This is a genomic window from Vibrio tarriae, assembly GCF_002216685.1.
Taxonomy (GTDB): domain Bacteria; phylum Pseudomonadota; class Gammaproteobacteria; order Enterobacterales; family Vibrionaceae; genus Vibrio; species Vibrio tarriae.
Window position 1 is genome coordinate 13,227 of record NZ_CP022352.1, and the last position, 16,508, is coordinate 29,734.

Consider the following 16,508-nt stretch of genomic DNA (forward strand, 5'->3'; position numbering starts at 1 on the left):
TCAAATCCCACGAGTGAGTAAAAGCTAGTGTTCTGACAAATCGGGTTTTACCCAGACTTGGCTAAAATCGAACCAACCTAGCGCATTGCATTTCGCATTTTGTAGCGCACCGCACTGATCTTTACTGATTCCTAACCAGCAGTGGAACATCGGGATCAGTTGGTGTTTTTCCACCAGTGATTTCCCCAGTTCTTTCGCGGGGAAGAGCGCAGAAGAGTCAGCACGCCAAGCATCAATTAAACTCACCCACTGATTGAAATCCTCTCCTTTGCTCAAAAACTCAATATCGGAGTAATTGAGTAACCACCCCGCTAACGCATCATCACGATGATTAGCAATACCCATTGGCTTGATCCAAATATCCACATTTTCAGTTTCAACTACCGTGTGTTCATATTTGATGACATTGACTGTGATCCCATCTTGGCTGAGCAATTGTTTAATCGCATTAGCAACAGTCGGAAACATTGGATGCTGAGCGTGATAGGCAATCGTGAGTTCTTTGGTTTCTGGCGGTAACGTTCTTTGCGCTGCCGCTGCGTGATGATACCACCCGGGTTTTAACCCATAGGCTGGCAAGACCCCAAGTTCAATGATTTTCTCTTCTGGCAGAAGACGAAACAGATTGAGCGCATTGAGTTTGTCCGTGAGATAGCGTGCCCAATGTTCATCTTTGGCAACGCCATTGCGACGATTAAGCAGTAAATAGGTGCAGCCGGGATCCAGTTCTACCTCTTCTGTTGATGATCCTCGAGCGGTTTTCATCGGATTGGATAAGCTTGGAAAAACCATGGAAGAGTGCACTTCATCAATCACCCAAACTTCAACTCGGTCCAGCAGTGGACGAAAACCAAAATAGCCATCAAACGCTTGCAAAACCAAACGTTTTTCATCGTTTAGAACCACTTTGTAGGGCCCTGTCCCCACTGGCATTAAATCAAAGTCAGGATTGCGATCGGACTCCGCTGGGAGGATTTTGGCACAGGCTTCGGCAAGCAATAGCGGTAAGCGGATATCGGGCTTTTGCAGATGCACATCGACCGCCCAAGGGTAAGGTGAGTCAACTCGGTCAATATGGGCAAAAAGATTAAGCAACCGTAGCTGCCAAAGATTTTGCACAATCAGTTCGGTGGTGAGGAGATTGCCATTATGAAAGCGCACCCCGGGACGTAAGTAAAACCGCCAGTGAGTATCTGATAGTGCCTGCCAAGCGTGTGCTAAATCAGGCTGTAATTGCTCTTCTTCATCAAGGCGTGTGAGTCCGCTAAACACCTGTCGCGCAATATGCTGTTCAGAGCGGCGCATCGGCTTTTGTGGGTTCAACATCGATAGCTGACGATAGTACGGCAACCTGACAACTTGCAGACCTTCTTGATGCTGAACGCCAAGATAGCTTTCGATCACTTGAGTTAATTTTGCGGCGTCCTGATCAAGCACGGCAAACGCTTGGCCTATCTTTCCTTCATTGAGATAGCGGCGCGCAAGGTTCTCACTGACATCCGCACGACTGCGTTTAAAGATCAGTTGCGAGAGTTTGCCGCGCCCAGCCGCAGGATGCCACTCAATCCAGCCCTCTTCTTCCATTTTATTGAGGACAATACGCGCATTACGTCGAGTGCAAAAAAGAATATCGGTGACATCTTCCAGTTGGGTTTCAACGTCTTGACCTTGAAAATGTTCAAAGAGTGTTTCGAACTGAACACGTAAACGCGGGCTGCTCATAAAGAGGAAATCTCATCTAACTTCTAATTCTAGACAGTTTCCTTATTTTGTAAGCTTTAGCAAGCCCACCGCAAAAACTTTTAAAGCAAGTCACAACCTAACGTTTGAGCAATGGCGCTCAGTTGCTCTTCATCATCGAGCTTCACTGACCATTTGCTTTCACTGCCATTGGCGATCATCACATTTGCCCCCTTTCCCATTAGCGTGATGGCCTCCGCTTGGGCTTGCAAGGTAACGCGATTCTCGTGTCCGAGCCGTACGACAACTTCATGGGGGGTTACAATGATTTTGCCACCACTAAATTGAATCACCATTTAAACCTCGGCTACTGGTTTGGCTTGCTTTGGTCGTGAACGTTTCACCGCGACCGTCAAACGGCTAATACAAACCAGTCGTCCTTGTTCATCTTTGATCTCAATTTGCCACACTTGAGTCGATACCCCGATGTGCAACGGTACTGCAGTACCTGTCACTGAACCTTCACGCATCGCACGGACATGGTTAGCATTGATATCCAAGCCCACACAGTAAGCGTCTTCACCCACACTGAAATTGGCCGCTACTGAACCTAAGGTTTCCGCGAGCACCACCGAAGCGCCACCATGCAACATGCCAAGTGGCTGATGTGTGAAATGGCAGACCGGCATAGTGGCGGAAATGCTATTTTCTGTCACTTCGGTGTAAATGATATTTAAATGTTCAATTAACGTATTTTTCGATGTGGCATTGAGTGTTTCTAAACTGATGGGCTTATTCCAAATCGACATCGTTTGAGTCCTGAACGAGTAAAAGTGACTCATTGTAACGACTCCATCCAACGAACACAAAGTCGTGCACCAACTCTGCGACAGTAAAGATGAGGGGATAACATTATGAATGTATGGTGCTAATATAAACGCCATTCATCGATCGCCACAGAAATAAGGACTATAAGATGAAAAAGACGCAACTGGCGCTCACTTTATTAATGACTCTTGGTTTAGCGGCATGCAGCGCTTCACCGACAGGCCGAAATCAATTGCTACTGTTTTCTGACAACGACATGAGTCAGCTTGGCGCGAAGTCTTTCACGCAGATGAAACAGGAAATTCCAATCAGTAAAGATGCAAAAACCAATGCGTATGTGCAATGTGTAACCAAAGCGATTACCGCTCAAGTACCTAAGCAAAGCAGTTTTGAGCAATGGGAAGTGGTCGTGTTTGAGAGTGACCAAGTTAACGCGTTTGCCCTGCCAGGTGGGAAAATTGGGGTATACACGGGTCTACTGAAGGTTGCGGTGAATCAGGACCAGTTAGCGACCGTGATTGGCCATGAAATCGCTCATGTGCTGTCAAACCACAGTAATGAGCGTTTATCGCAGTCGCAATTAGCGAACGCGGGCTTACAACTGACGGATATCGCAATTGGGGCATCTGAATATGCGCAATATCGTAATCTGACCATGTCCGCGCTCGGCGTTGGTGTGCAGTACGGGGTGATTTTGCCCTATGGTCGCAACCAAGAGTCAGAAGCCGATATATTAGGATTGGCCTTGATGGCAAGAGCAGGCTTTGACCCTTATCAGAGTATTGAGCTTTGGAAAAATATGGCTAAAGCCTCTGGAGGAAAACAGCCGCCTGAGCTGCTTTCGACCCACCCATCACACAGCACCCGTATCAGCGATTTGAGTGCAACGATCAATACACTGCCACCACATCAAGGTTCTAAAGCTCAGTGTGCTCTTTAGTTTCTGGTTTTTAATAACGCCTTGGTTTTCAGGTGCTCTCGTCTGCTAAATACTGTTTTTATAAAAACGACGAGATTTCAAAAACATAGCGCCTTCATAAAACAAACATCACTAGACTGAGCTATTCAGTCTAGTGATGTTCGTCACAACGTCACGTCAAAAGAATCGGATAGCACTGCGTCCTGATGGGGATTTGCTGTCGCTTTGTGGTGATTTTTTATCGTTCTTGGCTTTTTTTTGTCCAGATGCGGTTTTGCTGTTTTTTGATGGCTTGGATTTGGCCGAAGTGTTGGCAGAAGACTTCTTCTGCGTTTTTGTCGGCTTGAGCGACGATGCTAGCTCAGGTTGAGTATCGAGTGACTCTGACTCTGTGACAGGTGCATCACAAATCACCAAATAAAACTCTTGGTTAAATTCAATCAGATCGCCATCAAACACTTTGCAGCGTTTGCGAGTTTCTACATCGCCATTAACAAACACATAGCCTTCACTGATCACGTGTTTTGCTTCACCACCTCCACTTACGGCATTGGCAATTTTTAACACTTTGTACAGCTCAATCGGCTGGCAAGAGACCTCAACACCAATCGCTTCTATTTCGATTTCTTCATCTTGCGGGTTGAATTGCTCGTCGGTCATGACACTACTCTCAAAAAATTTTTACGCAGTTTAGCCTTTTCAATGGTTTTTACCAACGCCTATCCAAATAGCCACTAAACTAAAGTGAAATTCCATCTCCTCAAATAAGGTGACTATGCGCATTGGGTTACTTTTTATCTCACTTTACTTGATCTCGGCGAATCTCCATGCGAATCCGCAAAGGGTGACCATTTTTGCGGATGATGCTTATCCGCCATACAGTTATGTTGAAAATAGTCGTGCCGTGGGTATCTATCCTGAAATACTTCGTGCCGCCGATGTTTTGATGACAGAATTTGAGATTGATTTACAACCCATCCCTTGGCGACGTGGACTCAAGCTACTCGAAGCAGGAAGAATTTTTGCTTTGCTTCCCCCCTATTATTATCCGCAGCGCCGACCTTACATCCATCCTTACTCAGACCCTATCCTAGATGAAGAGGTGGTGGTCTATTGTCAAAACGCATGGCTCAACAAACGTAAGTCAGCCGAATGGCCTCGGGACTTTTACGGTTTAACCATAGGAATGAACGATGGATTCAGTCTAGGCGGGCAAGTGTTTTGGAAAGCCGTCGAAGAAAAGCAGATTGAGGTGAAATACGCTAATGGCAATCGCGTCAATCTACTAAAGTTACGCGGTGACAGAATAGATTGCTATGTCAACGATCGCATCTCTATTTTATGGGAACTCACACGATTAAAACGTGAAGGCATTGTCGATACCGTTAATTTTTCCATAGCCACCAAAATCAGTTTAGAGCAAGGCTACATCGGGTTTACCAACCAAAACCTCGAGCAATATCCTTACCAGAGCCAGTTTGTAGCCTCATTCAACAGTGCTCTTGCTGAGCTAAAAAGCAGCGGCCAACTCGACAAGATTGTTGACCGCTATATTGAATAATGCAGTTCCCTTACGACTTCAAGCTACAGCGGCGTTAGCGCGCTGCAATGCCAAGTTGTTTGGGTATCATTTTAGCGTGTCACCATATTGCGGATCTGTTTAGCTCGCTCATCATCACTGACATTACTTGGAGGTGGCACGGTTAACCCTTTCACTACGGCAGGACGCGCAGCGATCTCGTTCATCCAACGCTGTAAATGAGTCAGACCGTCAATCGAGATTCCACTCCATTCATGGATTCGAACCCATGGAAAGGTCGCGATATCGGCAATCGTGTATTCATCTCCAGCCAAATACGGGTTTTGGGCTAGCTGGCCATCCATCACTTCAAACAAACGGCGTCCCTCTTTTTGATAACGATCGATAGCCGGTTGGATTTTCTCTGGGAAATAGCGATAAAACACGTTAGCCTGCCCCATCATTGGCCCTACGCCGCCCATTTGAAACATCAACCATTGGATCACTTTGGAGCGCGCTTTGCTTTCTTGGGGTAAGAACTTTCCGCTTTTCTCTGCTAGATAGAGCAAAATCGCACCCGACTCAAACACCGCAAAGTCTTCATTGTCACGGTCAATAATCGCTGGAATACGCCCATTCGGGTTAATCGCGGTAAATGCGGGCTGTTTTTGGTCGTTGTTCGAAAGGTTGAGCGCGTGGGTGGTGTATTCCAAACCCATCTCTTCCAATGCGATGGCAATTTTGTGGCCATTCGGTGTTGCTGCAGTATAAAAATCAATCATAGAAAAATCCTTTATTGAAAGGCTGGTCGTTGCGAGATTTGCTCAAACCAACGAGTGATGTGCGGATAGTGTTCAAACACAGGAAGTTCGAGCGCTTTTTGGGCGAAACCAATAAAAATGTAGGCGGTAATATCAACAATAGTGAAACGATTCGTCGCAATAAATTGCGATTGTGCCAATCGCTGCTCAAGTTGTGGTAAAAACGCAGCCACGCGAGCTTTGCTCTCTTCACCCCAAGCGTACACGCAGTGTTCACGATCTTTATAGATGCCACTTAAATTTCGAAAGGCTTGAAATCCCGCATACAGTCCTTGAAACTCAACCACTCGGTGCCACATCTCAACTTGGGCTTGTTCTAATGCTGAATCTCCGAACAACTGGTGAGTATTGGGGGAAGCAAGATCAAAATAGCGGCAAATTGCCACGCTTTCACACAGTGTTGTGCCATCATCAAGTTCAAGTAGAGGCACTTTTCCGTTCAAGCTTTTGCTCTTAAACGTATCCGATAAGTTTTCACCACCACGAACGTCAACTTGTACACGCTCAACATCAATACCTAATTCTTTAAGAAAAATCGAGACTCTGCGGCTGCTTGGTGTCATTGCGGTTTCATATAATTTCATTTTGTTATCCTTAATTACTTTTTCTGAACGATCGTTCTGGATATACTCTACGCAGTTTCTGAACGTTCAGTCAAGAATAGATTTAAGCAACCGAGTTTCCAATGGCAAGAAAATGCAACTTTGATCGCGAAGAGAAATTACACCAAGCAATGACGCTGTTTTGGCAAAAAGGGTATGCCAATACCGCGATATCCGATTTGGTCGATCACTTACAAATCAATCGCTTTAGCCTTTACAACACGTTTGGTGATAAGCAAAAGCTCTATTACGAAGCGCTGGATCGTTATCTGAATTTGGTCAGTTCCCCTGCCCTTAAAGATCTCGAGCTCGAAAGTGCGGCGTGGCCAGAATTGAAAGCGTTTTTGCAGCATTTTGCCGCGCTCCAACGCGAGGGAAACTGTGGTTGTTTTATGCAAAATGCCTTGGTTGAGCATGCAAACACGGACGATGAAGTCTTAAGCAAAGGTCACGCGTTATTTGATCATCTGCTGCACCTGATCGCCCGTGCGCTCAACAATGCGACGCAACAAGGTCAAATTGCTTCTCATCTTTGTGCGGACTCTTTGGCGCCATTAGTTTTGACCCAGATGCAAGGTATGCGCGTGCTTGGTAAAGCGCAGCGCCATGCCAATCTTGAGCAGGGATTAGAAGCCTTGATCCGTTTGATAGAGGGCGATTTTATAGGGGCTAAAGCATGATCCATTTGATTGCCCTGCGCTTAACTCGAGGAATGGATTTAAAGCAGCAGATTGTACAGCTCGTTCAACAACATCGAATCCATGCAGGCTCTATCGCGTCGTGCGTGGGATGCTTATCGACGTTGCATATTCGCCTTGCCGATAGTTTTTCGACCCTACAAGTGAGTGCCCCGTTTGAGATTCTGTCACTCTCCGGTACTTTAACGTACCAACATTGCCATTTGCATATCACGGTTGCTGATGCGCAGGGGCGTGTTTGGGGTGGGCATTTGCTCGAGGGTAACCTTATCAATACCACGGCAGAATTGATGATCCATCACTATCCGCAGCACCACTTTACACGAGAGTTTGACCCCAATACTGGTTATAGCGAACTTGTGATCTCATAGTGAATCCTTCCTACTTGAAGCAGCAGTGTTGGCTGCAACTCCAAGTAAGAAGAGTATAGGAATGCAATAGCTCGTCGGATTACAACAGAGAAAGACGCACTAGCTGCTGCGTATAAGGGTGACTTGGATTCTCAAATAGGTTTTGAGTTTCACCATGTTCGACAATTTCCCCCGCTTTCATCACTATGGTGTGGTGACATAAAGCGCGGATCACCGCGAGATCATGGCTAATGAACAGATAGGTTAATTGGTATTTCAGCTGCAAATCTTTCAGCAAATCCAGTACTTGCGCTTGCACAGTTCGGTCTAACGACGAAGTTGGCTCATCAAGCAATATGAACTCAGGCTTGAGCACCAACGCACGCGCAATCGCGATACGCTGCCGTTGACCACCAGAAAATTCATTGGGATAGCGATGCCGAGTGTCCACATCTAGGCCGACTTCCTGCATCACCGCGCAAATCGCGTGATCAATCTCGTCATCATTAAGCTGGCTATGCACGCGTAAACCCTCGCCTATCACTTGCGCTACCGACATTCGAGGATTAAGCGCAGAATATGGGTCTTGAAACACCACCTGCATTTTACTGCGATACGGCAGCATTTCACGGCGTTTGAGAGCTTGCAGATCTTGCCCTGCAAAACGGATAGCCCCTTGTGAGGTGAGAAGCTTGAGAATCGCCATGCCCGTGGTCGATTTCCCTGAACCGCTTTCCCCCACCAAACCAAGCGATTGCCCTTTAGCCAAGGTAAAACTCATATCTGTGACCGCTTTAATGTAGGCTTGAGTACGGCGAAAAAAACCGCCTTTGATTGGAAACCACACCCGTAACTTTTCCGCTTGCAGCAGCGTCGGAGCATCCATCGCCATAGGGACGGGCACACCACGCGGATCGGCATTGATCAACTGCTGGGTATAGGGATGTGCAGGCGCAGCAAACAAAGTGTGGCACGCGTTAGTTTCAACCAATTGGCCATTTTGCATCACTGCCACTCGGTCAGCAATTCGGCGCACTATGCTCAGATCATGGGTAATGAACAACATCGCCATGCCCAATTCTTGTTGTAGAGATTTAAGTAAATCCAAAATTTGCGCTTGTACCGAAACATCTAATGCCGTGGTAGGTTCATCGGCAATCAGTAGCTCGGGTTCATTGATTAGCGCCATGGCAATCATCACACGTTGCCGCTCACCGCCTGAGAGCTCATGCGGATAGGCATTGATCTTGATTTCAGGGTGACGAATACCCACCTTGCCAAGCCATTCAATCGCTTTTTGCTCTGCTGCCGTTGCACGTAATCCTCGATGGATCGCTAAGGTTTCTACCAACTGTTTTCCAATTTTTTGCAGAGGATTAAGCGAGACCATCGGCTCTTGAAAAATCATCCCTATGCGTCCCCCGCGGATGCCGCGCAGCGCGCGCTCTGAGCAGCGCAGGGTATCAACATCGCCAAAATGAATGCTGCCACTTAAATAGTGCGCCGATCCTTTGGGCAACAAACGCAAAATCGCGTTGGCTGTCACGGATTTTCCCGACCCACTTTCTCCCACCAAAGCCAGCGTTTCACCACGCGCAATGGTTAAGCTTACCCCTTCCGTCACACGGCGTGCCTGCCCTGCGATACCAAAACCCACCGACAGATTATCTATTTTCAATACCCAATCGTTCATGCACGGCTCCGTTGTAAATGAGGGTCAAAGGCATCACGTACCGCTTCACCGATAAAGACCAGTAAAGTCAGCATGACCGACAGCACCACAAACGCTGAAATACCAAGCCAAGGCGCTTGTAAGTTGGCTTTGCCCTGTGCGAGCAGTTCGCCCAATGACGGTGAACCGGCCGGCAAGCCAAAGCCAAGAAAATCCAATGAGGTGAGAGTAGTGACTGAGCCAGAAAGAATAAACGGCATCATGGTTAACGAGGCGACCATAGCGTTAGGCAACATATGGCGCAGAATAATGCGCATATCACTGACTCCCATCGCTTGTGCAGCACGTACATAATCAAAATTACGGCAACGTAAAAACTCGGCACGCACGACGCCCACCAAGCTCATCCAACTAAACAGCACCATGATGCCGAGCAACCACCAGAAATTCGGTTCAACAAAGCTCGATAAGATGATCAAAAGGAACAAGGTTGGCATGCCAGACCACACTTCAATAAAGCGCTGCCCAAACAGATCAAGCCAGCCGCCGTAATAACCTTGCGTAGCGCCGATTAAAACGCCAATCAGTGACGAAATCACCGTGAGAATAAAACCAAACAACACCGAGATTCGAAAACCGTAAATGATCCGAGCTAACACGTCGCGCCCTTTATCATCCGTGCCTAACCAGTTCACTGAATCCGGCGCAGAAGGCACACTGCTGGTGATATCAAAATTGATGGTGTCATAATGAAAACGGATTGGCGGCCAGATGATTTGCCCTTTCTCTTCAATCAAGCCAACCACATAGGGATCGGTGTAATCCGCTTCCGTATCAAATTCTCCACCAAATTGGGTTTCGCTATAGCGCTGTACGATCGGCATGTACCACGCTCCGTCATACTGAATGAGGAGTGGTTTGTCGTTAGCGATAAGCTCAGCAAATAAGCTCACCACAAACAGCAATAAGAAAATCCACAGTGACCAAAAACCACGCCGATTGGCTTTAAATCGCGCCCAGCGTGCCTCAGTCAACGGATTCGGCACACGCTTGCTTGCTTTTGTCATCCCCATCAACGAGCCTCAAAATCAATGCGTGGGTCAACCCACATGTAAGTCAAATCTGAAATGATGCTGAGCAACAACCCGAGCAAAGTCATGATATACAACGAACTGAATACCAAAGGATAATCACGTTGAATCGTGGCTTCAAAGCCAAGTAGACCAATACCTTCCAGCGAGAACATCACTTCAATCAGCATCGAACCCGTGAAGAAGATACTGATAAATGCGCTCGGAAATCCGGCAATGATGATCAACATGGCATTACGAAACACATGTTTGTAGAGAATGCGCTGTTCATCCAACCCCTTCGCGCGCGCGGTGACCACATATTGCTTGTTAATCTCATCTAAAAACGAGTTTTTGGTGAGCATGCTTAACGTAGCAAAACCGCCAATGACCATGGCTAATGTGGGTAACGTGAGGTGCCAAAAGTAATCCAGCACTTGTTGATACCAAGGCAAGCTGGCGAAGTTATCGGAAACTAAACCGCGCAGCGGAAACCAACTGAAATAGTTGCCGCTGGCAAAGAGGATAATCAAGATGATCGCAAACAGAAATCCGGGAATAGCGTAGCCAATGATCACCACCGCACTCGACCAAACATCAAAACGCGAACCGTGATGAATCGCTTTGCTGATCCCCAAAGGAATCGAAATCAGATAGATCAGCAGCGTGCTCCACAATCCGAGGGAAATGGAAACCGGTAATCGCTCCACAATCAAATCAATCACATCGCCGCCACGAAATAAGCTTTCGCCAAAATTAAACGTGGCGTAATCCTTAAGCATCTGGAAATAGCGTTCATGGATGGGCTTATCAAAGCCAAAACGACGGGTGATCTCTTCGACCACTTGCGGATCAAGTCCACGTGAACCTTTATACCCAGAAACCGGATAACCAGAAACCGGCGCATCCGTCGACGCCGCGACTTCTTGCCCGCCCCCCGTAAAACGCTCCATGACGCCGGAGGTGTTACCTTCCAACTGAGCAATGGCCTGCTCTACTGGGCCCCCTGGCGCAATCTGAATAATAAAAAAGTTAATGGTGATGATGGCCCACAAGGTGGGCACCACCAGTAACAAACGGCGCAGAATATAACTGAGCATTGCGCCTCCTAACGCCGTTTTTCAGGTAGCCGCGCGGCTTTCTCTTGATCTATCCACCAGGTGTCTAAACCGAGGGAATATTTCGGTAGCACACTTGGGCGGCTGAATTTATCCCACATCGCCACACGGTACATACTCAAATGCCATTGCGGAATGAGGTAGAAATTCCATTGCAACACGCGATCGAGCGCTGAACCCAGTGCGCGAAGTTTTTCGGTATCTTGCTGGCTTTTGGCTATTTGTTCGGTCAGAGCATCAATCACCGGATGATTGGCCCCCGCTGAGTTGTAGCTGGAATCCATATAATTGGAATTCCAGACAATCAGTAGATTCGGGCTAGGGTAAGGATTCGCGCTAAAGCCGTGCGATATCATGTCAAAATCACGATCACGCAGACGTTTGGTATATTGCGTGGTGTCGACCGTGCGGATCTTCATCTCAATCCCCATGAGCTGCAGATTTTTTTGCAGAGGAATCGCAATTCGCTCTGTTGTTGGACTGTAAATCAACAGTTCAAAACTGAGTGGCTCACCAGTCTTGACGTTGGTCATCACCTTATTTTTTAGCTCCCATCCCGCTTCTTTCAGCAAGGCAAATGCTTCGCGCATTTGGGTACGAATTCGTCCGCTGCCATCGGTCACGGAAGGCTGATAAGTTTCCGTAAATACCCGAGCGGGCAGTTGTTCTTTGTAAGGGGTGAGCACAGCAAGTTCTGCGGCATTCGGCAGGCCTTGAGCCTCGTATTCGGTGTTTTGGAAATAGCTGCGGGTTCGCTGGTATTGATCGTAGAACAGGTTTTTGTTCATCCATTCAAAGTCTAAGGCGTAGTTGAGTGCCTCACGGACTCGAACATCTTGGAATACAGGACGCTGTGTATTGAAAATAAATCCCTGAGTAGAGGCTGGCGCTTGGTGAGCAATTTCCTCTTTCTTAATCAAACCTTGGTCAAAATTACGCCCAGTGTAAGAGGTCGCCCAGAACTTGGCTTGGTTCTCTTCACGTAAATCAAACTCACCCGCTTTAAACGCCTCCAGCATCACGGTGTCATCGCGATAGTAGTCGTACTGGATCTGGGCGAAGTTGTTACGCCCAACGTTGACAGGCAAATCTTTTGCCCAATAGTCCGGATTCAGCTTATAGGTCACACTCTGACCGGGTTTGAAATCGATAATTTGATAAGCGCCACTCCCAACGGGAGGCTCATTGAGCGGCTCGGCCAAATTCTTGTCTTGCCAGTAATGTTTGGGTAAGACTCGGGTCGATTGCGCCAAGCTGAATAACTGTTCACGGTTTGGCTGCTTCATTTCAATGCGTACTGTCCGCTCAGCAATGGCTTTCACGGATTTTACATCCTGATAATACACTCGATATTGCGGGACACCTTCTGCCATAAACTTCTCAAAAGAGAACTCCACATCCTGCGCGGTGATCGGTTTGCCATCATGGAAACGCGCATTCGGATTGAGATCAATTTCCAGCCAAGTGAAATCATCGGAATAGCGAATTTTACTGGCAATCAACGGATAGTAAGAGTCAATTTCATCCGCAGGAGAAAACATGAGAGGATCATACAACTCCGCGGTATTGGCCGCCGACACGCCACGTGAAGCAAAACGGTTAAAGTTATCGTAGGTGCCCAACTCACCGAAGGTCACTTTACCGTATTTGGGGGTTTGTGGATTGACATAATCAAAGTGCGTGAAGTTTTCTGGGTACTTTGCTTCCCCAAACCCAACCAGCCGAGTGGTTTCAATCACGGCCGCCCAACTGAATTGGCTCGATAACGCGAGCGTCACTCCTAAAGCAATCGGCTTCCAACTGCGCATGGCTTTCTCCCTAAAGACGTAAACGAACAGTGATTTCTATTTCAGACAAAAATATCCCTTCCTACTTGAGGCTGCAGCGGCCTTGGCTGCGTTTATCTCTAAGTCGCTTGGATATAGGACACTGCAAATTATTAATAATTCAGTTACTTGGATAAGTATAGTCACAAACTACTTGATGTGGCAGGACGGCGACAAGAGAGCTCAGGGGAAATCCTTCCCCTGAAAATGTGATCAATGAAGGGTTTTAGCAATTAACCGTAAAAGATAGGTTTCACGCTCAATGCTCATGCCTTTGCGTGGATCATTGAGCAGGGTTTGCTCGTTATGAGCAATCGCTTCGTGAATGTTCACCCATACGGGTTTCATACCATTGCCTTGTTCATAACTTTCCAACTGAGTCTGACCCAGTTGTTCGTCCACTTCGCAACGGTAACAGTAAGAAACCATATGAATCACATCGACATCTTGCTGTTTGTTCCATGGACGAAATTCTTGATATAAACCAAATGGTTTAATGTTACGGATATTTTGTGCCCCTGTTTCTTCTTGCAGTTCGCGGATCATGCCCATCAGCACATCTTCATTGCTTTCTAATCCACCGCCGGGCAAAGAATAATCGTGGTAACGCTCAGTATAGAGCAGCAAAATGCGCTCACCGCGCATAGCAATCGCGCGAGCGGCTTTACGTTGCATAATTCGCTGCTGGTTCAACGGCTTAATATCAGGGTGTACAGCGACATATAGAGGTTTCATCGGCTCTCCTTTTCCAACGGTTTTGAGCGATGCTAACACATCAAAAAGTCGAAGACCCTGATAAATCAGGGTCTATTTGCGCTGAATCAAATTTAACCATCTGCATTGATCTGGGTGATCAAGGCTTTTTCGACGCGATCCGCATCTTCAATCGCGATCTGGCAGGTACCTGCGGCAGCATGTCCGCCACCACCGTATTGAAGCATCAATTGACCGATATTGGTTTTCGAGCTGCGATCGAAAATCGATTTTCCGGTGGCGAAAACGATGTTCTGTTTCTGGAATCCCCACATTTTATGAATAGAGATATTGCACTGCGGATAGAGGGCATAAATGATAAAACGGTTCCCCGCATAGATGGTTTCTTCTTCTGTAAGATCAAGCAACACCAGATTTTGGTAAACCTTACCACAGCGCTGGATCTGCTCTTTGAACAAGGTTTCATGTTTACGGTACAGATCTACCCGTTCTTTCACATCAGGCAGTTGCAGGATTTCGTCAATCGATGCGTGAGTGCAGTGATCAATCAATGCCATCATTAAGTTGTAATTAGAGATCCGGAAATTGTGGAAGCGTCCAAGACCAGTACGAGCATCCATCAAAAAGTTCAGCAAATTCCAACCCGTAGAATCTAAGACCTCATCACGAGTAAATTGCGCCGAGTCCCCTTTATCTACCGCCTCCATCATTTCAACCCATTCAAAGGGAAAGGTTTTGGTTCCGCCGTAGTGCTCCCACACCACACGCGCAGCCGAAGGCGCATGTGGGTTAATAATGTGATTGGCTCTCTCGCCTCTATTTCTGAGAGTTTCTGAGAGGTGATGATCAAATACCAAATGCGCCTTGGCGACATAAGGCAAGTTAGTGATGATGTCTCGCTCCGTGATAGGGACCTTACCATCTTGCATATCTTTTGGATGGACAAACTGGATGTCATCTATCAGCTCGGTACTTTTGAGCAAAATTGCACACACCAAACCATCAAAATCACTGCGTGTCACTAATCGATACTTGAGTGATGACATGTTATTCCCTCTTCAAAGACTTGAGATCCCCACCCATTGGAAAATGCCCTTTGTGCCAAATAAACTGACGCCGACTGCCAATTCTGGGATACCAAACCTAAAATGAAACAAAAATGTTGTTTATTAGAGCTTTTATTAATTGTAGACAGCATCAATCTTTTGACAAATCTGACATATAGCAAAAAACAATTTTTGTAGAATATGGATATGCAACCCATAACAGGATGAAGAAAGTATGAATAAAACAACCTTATTATTAGCAAGTGTGGCAGGTGCCACCTTACTAGCAGGATGTGCGCGTCAAGAAAACGAATACACCGTAAAAGAATACGTATCAATGGCCAATCCAGCAGCAGTGTTTTGCGTTAAACAAGGTGGTGAGCTAGAAACAGTCACTGAAAATGATCAACGCATCACTTACTGTGTGACCAAAAATGGCGAGAAAGTTGAGCAGTGGGAATATTTTCGCCAAAACCATGACCAACAATAGTCATCGCCGGTTGGGATAGATGAGGCAGCCTAGCTGCCTTTTTGGTTTTTATTGGTACACTTTCGGTTAGCGCTTCCACCAACGTCCTGAACGTTCGAGTTCGGGATCGCTCAAACGGTTCAATAACGTCAGTTCAGTATCCAAGATAGCCAACGCTTCACAAAACACCTGCTGATCTATCTGACTGTCCATGGTGGAATGATTTACCGCTAGGCTATGATTAGCTTGCTCATGGTTAACTTGGTCATGGCTAACTTGACCATGCTGAATCTGGTAAACCGTGGACTCCACGACGGTTTCAATCACATCGAGCAATGAAAGCAATCTGGGCTCTTCACTCATGGTGTGGCGAAGTTCGGCGATCGCTTTTTGCGCAATCCAATAAGGCTGCTGCTGAACTTGCGTGAGCGGCCTTTGGAAAGCGTTTGCCACAACGCCTTCAAGAAAAACACGATAAGTCGTCAGTTCATCGACCCACAAAAAACGTAAGCCTTGCGGGTTTTGGTGAGGATACGGCACGCAAAGATGAGCCTTAAGATCGCGCGCAATCTCTAACCGGACGCCAGACTGTGCGCAGCGCTCAACCAACTTGCGTAACAAACCTTGTTCATCCATCAGTTGCTGGATTTCAAAAATTCGTTTGAGATGGTAGTCATTGGATACCAAGGTCAAGGCAAGTGTTTCACCGCGCTGCACAACACCACTTTCCAATAATACCTGCGCCACATGCTCAATATTTTCCACTGTGCTGGTGGATTCTTGCTCAAGCAGCACATCGATTAGTGGGAATGACAGCCCTAATTGTTGGCGACGTTGCTCAAAATACTCATGCATTCGCTTTGCTTCAGACACCGTCTGGCCGAGAGTAATACCACCGCAAAAGACCACTCGTGCCGCCGTATTTTCATGACACTGTAACGCAGAGATCAATCCATCGACGCGGCTTTTGCCTTCTAATGTTAGTTGGTTAGCATTAAGACGTTTACCGAGCACCACATAAATCGGACACACTGCTGACATTCAATCTTGCCTCTCTGACGTTCAGTATTAAAAAACCGTTATAGGAAAATAAATTCATTTTCCCCTCAGCACCGACCGGCACCACCCAATCGTTGCGATAGAGAAAATGAGTGCATCACAGATTTTTTCTGCCAT

At 46.8% G+C, this 16,508-nt stretch carries 18 protein-coding genes; 5 read left to right on the forward strand and 13 right to left on the reverse strand.

What is annotated here, in order from left to right; all coding sequences use genetic code 11:
• Nucleotides 1–24: 24 nt before the first annotated feature.
• The 3 genes from CEQ48_RS00075 to CEQ48_RS00085 form a co-directional block, all read right to left on the reverse strand.
• Nucleotides 25–1,722 (reverse strand): SgrR family transcriptional regulator, encoded by a 1,698-nt coding sequence (locus tag CEQ48_RS00075; protein WP_089069813.1) that lies wholly within the window; start codon nt 1,720–1,722, stop codon nt 25–27.
• Between the two features lie 80 nt (nt 1,723–1,802).
• Nucleotides 1,803–2,006, reverse strand: coding sequence for a DUF3389 family protein (locus CEQ48_RS00080; RefSeq protein ID WP_231975517.1), 204 nt, complete (start codon nt 2,004–2,006; stop codon nt 1,803–1,805).
• Nucleotides 2,007–2,036: 30 nt separating this feature from the next.
• Entirely contained in the window at nt 2,037–2,489 is a 453-nt protein-coding gene (locus CEQ48_RS00085; RefSeq protein WP_000029665.1) for a hotdog fold thioesterase, read from the reverse strand.
• A gap of 167 nt (nt 2,490–2,656) precedes the next feature.
• Here CEQ48_RS00085 and CEQ48_RS00090 point away from each other — a divergent pair, with 167 nt between their 5' ends.
• The gene (locus tag CEQ48_RS00090) at nt 2,657–3,448 is read left to right on the forward strand and encodes a M48 family metallopeptidase (protein ID WP_000753575.1); all 792 of its coding nucleotides are present in this window, start codon (nt 2,657–2,659) and stop codon (nt 3,446–3,448) included.
• Between the two features lie 156 nt (nt 3,449–3,604).
• Here CEQ48_RS00090 and CEQ48_RS00100 read toward each other — a convergent pair whose 3' ends face one another.
• Complete coding sequence (locus CEQ48_RS00100; RefSeq protein ID WP_089069814.1) at nt 3,605–4,087, reverse strand: RNA-binding S4 domain-containing protein; 483 nt, start codon at nt 4,085–4,087, stop codon at nt 3,605–3,607.
• 151 nt (nt 4,088–4,238) lie between these two features.
• On the opposite strand from CEQ48_RS00100, the gene CEQ48_RS00105 reads away from it, so the two are divergent.
• Nucleotides 4,239–4,988 (forward strand): substrate-binding periplasmic protein, encoded by a 750-nt coding sequence (locus CEQ48_RS00105; protein WP_198301125.1) that lies wholly within the window; start codon nt 4,239–4,241, stop codon nt 4,986–4,988.
• Nucleotides 4,989–5,059: 71 nt separating this feature from the next.
• Here the strand turns inward: CEQ48_RS00105 and CEQ48_RS00110 are convergent, their stop codons facing one another.
• Together CEQ48_RS00110 and CEQ48_RS00115 are read right to left on the reverse strand one after the other, a co-directional pair.
• A complete protein-coding gene (locus CEQ48_RS00110; RefSeq protein ID WP_089069816.1) occupies nt 5,060–5,728 on the reverse strand; it encodes a glutathione S-transferase family protein in 669 nt (222 codons plus the stop codon).
• 11 nt (nt 5,729–5,739) lie between these two features.
• Nucleotides 5,740–6,351 carry a glutathione S-transferase gene (locus CEQ48_RS00115; RefSeq protein ID WP_089069817.1) on the reverse strand — a complete coding sequence of 204 codons (612 nt, stop codon included), beginning with the start codon at nt 6,349–6,351 and terminating at the stop codon, nt 5,740–5,742.
• Nucleotides 6,352–6,452: 101 nt separating this feature from the next.
• Here CEQ48_RS00115 and CEQ48_RS00120 point away from each other — a divergent pair, with 101 nt between their 5' ends.
• Nucleotides 6,453–7,049, forward strand: a complete 597-nt coding sequence (locus CEQ48_RS00120; protein ID WP_089069818.1) for a TetR/AcrR family transcriptional regulator — start codon at nt 6,453–6,455, stop codon at nt 7,047–7,049.
• A complete protein-coding gene (locus CEQ48_RS00125; RefSeq protein WP_089069819.1) occupies nt 7,046–7,438 on the forward strand; it encodes a PPC domain-containing DNA-binding protein in 393 nt (130 codons plus the stop codon). Before CEQ48_RS00120 ends, CEQ48_RS00125 begins: the two co-directional genes overlap by 4 nt.
• A 79-nt stretch (nt 7,439–7,517) precedes the next feature.
• Here the strand turns inward: CEQ48_RS00125 and CEQ48_RS00130 are convergent, their stop codons facing one another.
• The 6 genes from CEQ48_RS00130 to CEQ48_RS00155 all read right to left on the reverse strand — a co-directional run bounded on the left by CEQ48_RS00130 (nt 7,518) and on the right by CEQ48_RS00155 (nt 14,863).
• The gene (locus CEQ48_RS00130) at nt 7,518–9,110 is read right to left on the reverse strand and encodes an ABC transporter ATP-binding protein (RefSeq protein WP_089069820.1); all 1,593 of its coding nucleotides are present in this window, start codon (nt 9,108–9,110) and stop codon (nt 7,518–7,520) included.
• A complete protein-coding gene (locus CEQ48_RS00135) occupies nt 9,107–10,162 on the reverse strand; it encodes an ABC transporter permease (protein ID WP_181710946.1) in 1,056 nt (351 codons plus the stop codon). Before CEQ48_RS00135 ends, CEQ48_RS00130 begins: the two co-directional genes overlap by 4 nt.
• Entirely contained in the window at nt 10,162–11,259 is a 1,098-nt protein-coding gene (locus CEQ48_RS00140) for a microcin C ABC transporter permease YejB (protein ID WP_089069822.1), read from the reverse strand. The genes CEQ48_RS00135 and CEQ48_RS00140 overlap by 1 nt, the downstream gene beginning before the upstream one ends.
• A gap of 8 nt (nt 11,260–11,267) precedes the next feature.
• Entirely contained in the window at nt 11,268–13,085 is a 1,818-nt protein-coding gene (locus CEQ48_RS00145) for an extracellular solute-binding protein (protein WP_089069823.1), read from the reverse strand.
• 231 nt (nt 13,086–13,316) lie between these two features.
• Entirely contained in the window at nt 13,317–13,838 is a 522-nt protein-coding gene (locus CEQ48_RS00150) for an NUDIX hydrolase (protein ID WP_113605248.1), read from the reverse strand.
• 92 nt (nt 13,839–13,930) lie between these two features.
• Entirely contained in the window at nt 13,931–14,863 is a 933-nt protein-coding gene (locus CEQ48_RS00155) for an exopolyphosphatase (protein ID WP_089069825.1), read from the reverse strand.
• A gap of 235 nt (nt 14,864–15,098) precedes the next feature.
• On the opposite strand from CEQ48_RS00155, the gene CEQ48_RS00160 reads away from it, so the two are divergent.
• A complete protein-coding gene (locus CEQ48_RS00160) occupies nt 15,099–15,353 on the forward strand; it encodes a putative hemolysin (protein WP_089069826.1) in 255 nt (84 codons plus the stop codon).
• 66 nt (nt 15,354–15,419) lie between these two features.
• Here the strand turns inward: CEQ48_RS00160 and CEQ48_RS00165 are convergent, their stop codons facing one another.
• Nucleotides 15,420–16,373: a YdcF family protein gene (locus CEQ48_RS00165; RefSeq protein WP_089069827.1), complete on the reverse strand. Its 954-nt coding sequence runs from the start codon at nt 16,371–16,373 to the stop codon at nt 15,420–15,422.
• Nucleotides 16,374–16,508 lie beyond the last annotated feature (135 nt).

Coding starts and splice junctions, on each gene's coding strand:
- CEQ48_RS00100 (WP_089069814.1), bottom strand. CDS start 4,087: ATGACCGACGAGCAATTCAACCCGCAAGATGAAGAAATCGAAATAGAA.
- CEQ48_RS00135 (WP_181710946.1), bottom strand. CDS start 10,162: ATGGGGATGACAAAAGCAAGCAAGCGTGTGCCGAATCCGTTGACTGAG.
- CEQ48_RS00075 (WP_089069813.1), bottom strand. CDS start 1,722: ATGAGCAGCCCGCGTTTACGTGTTCAGTTCGAAACACTCTTTGAACAT.
- CEQ48_RS00085 (WP_000029665.1), bottom strand. CDS start 2,489: ATGTCGATTTGGAATAAGCCCATCAGTTTAGAAACACTCAATGCCACA.
- CEQ48_RS00140 (WP_089069822.1), bottom strand. CDS start 11,259: ATGCTCAGTTATATTCTGCGCCGTTTGTTACTGGTGGTGCCCACCTTG.
- CEQ48_RS00115 (WP_089069817.1), bottom strand. CDS start 6,351: ATGAAATTATATGAAACCGCAATGACACCAAGCAGCCGCAGAGTCTCG.
- CEQ48_RS00120 (WP_089069818.1), top strand. CDS start 6,453: ATGGCAAGAAAATGCAACTTTGATCGCGAAGAGAAATTACACCAAGCA.
- CEQ48_RS00150 (WP_113605248.1), bottom strand. CDS start 13,838: ATGAAACCTCTATATGTCGCTGTACACCCTGATATTAAGCCGTTGAAC.
- CEQ48_RS00130 (WP_089069820.1), bottom strand. CDS start 9,110: ATGAACGATTGGGTATTGAAAATAGATAATCTGTCGGTGGGTTTTGGT.
- CEQ48_RS00160 (WP_089069826.1), top strand. CDS start 15,099: ATGAATAAAACAACCTTATTATTAGCAAGTGTGGCAGGTGCCACCTTA.
- CEQ48_RS00155 (WP_089069825.1), bottom strand. CDS start 14,863: ATGTCATCACTCAAGTATCGATTAGTGACACGCAGTGATTTTGATGGT.
- CEQ48_RS00090 (WP_000753575.1), top strand. CDS start 2,657: ATGAAAAAGACGCAACTGGCGCTCACTTTATTAATGACTCTTGGTTTA.
- CEQ48_RS00125 (WP_089069819.1), top strand. CDS start 7,046: ATGATCCATTTGATTGCCCTGCGCTTAACTCGAGGAATGGATTTAAAG.
- CEQ48_RS00165 (WP_089069827.1), bottom strand. CDS start 16,373: ATGTCAGCAGTGTGTCCGATTTATGTGGTGCTCGGTAAACGTCTTAAT.
- CEQ48_RS00145 (WP_089069823.1), bottom strand. CDS start 13,085: ATGCGCAGTTGGAAGCCGATTGCTTTAGGAGTGACGCTCGCGTTATCG.
- CEQ48_RS00110 (WP_089069816.1), bottom strand. CDS start 5,728: ATGATTGATTTTTATACTGCAGCAACACCGAATGGCCACAAAATTGCC.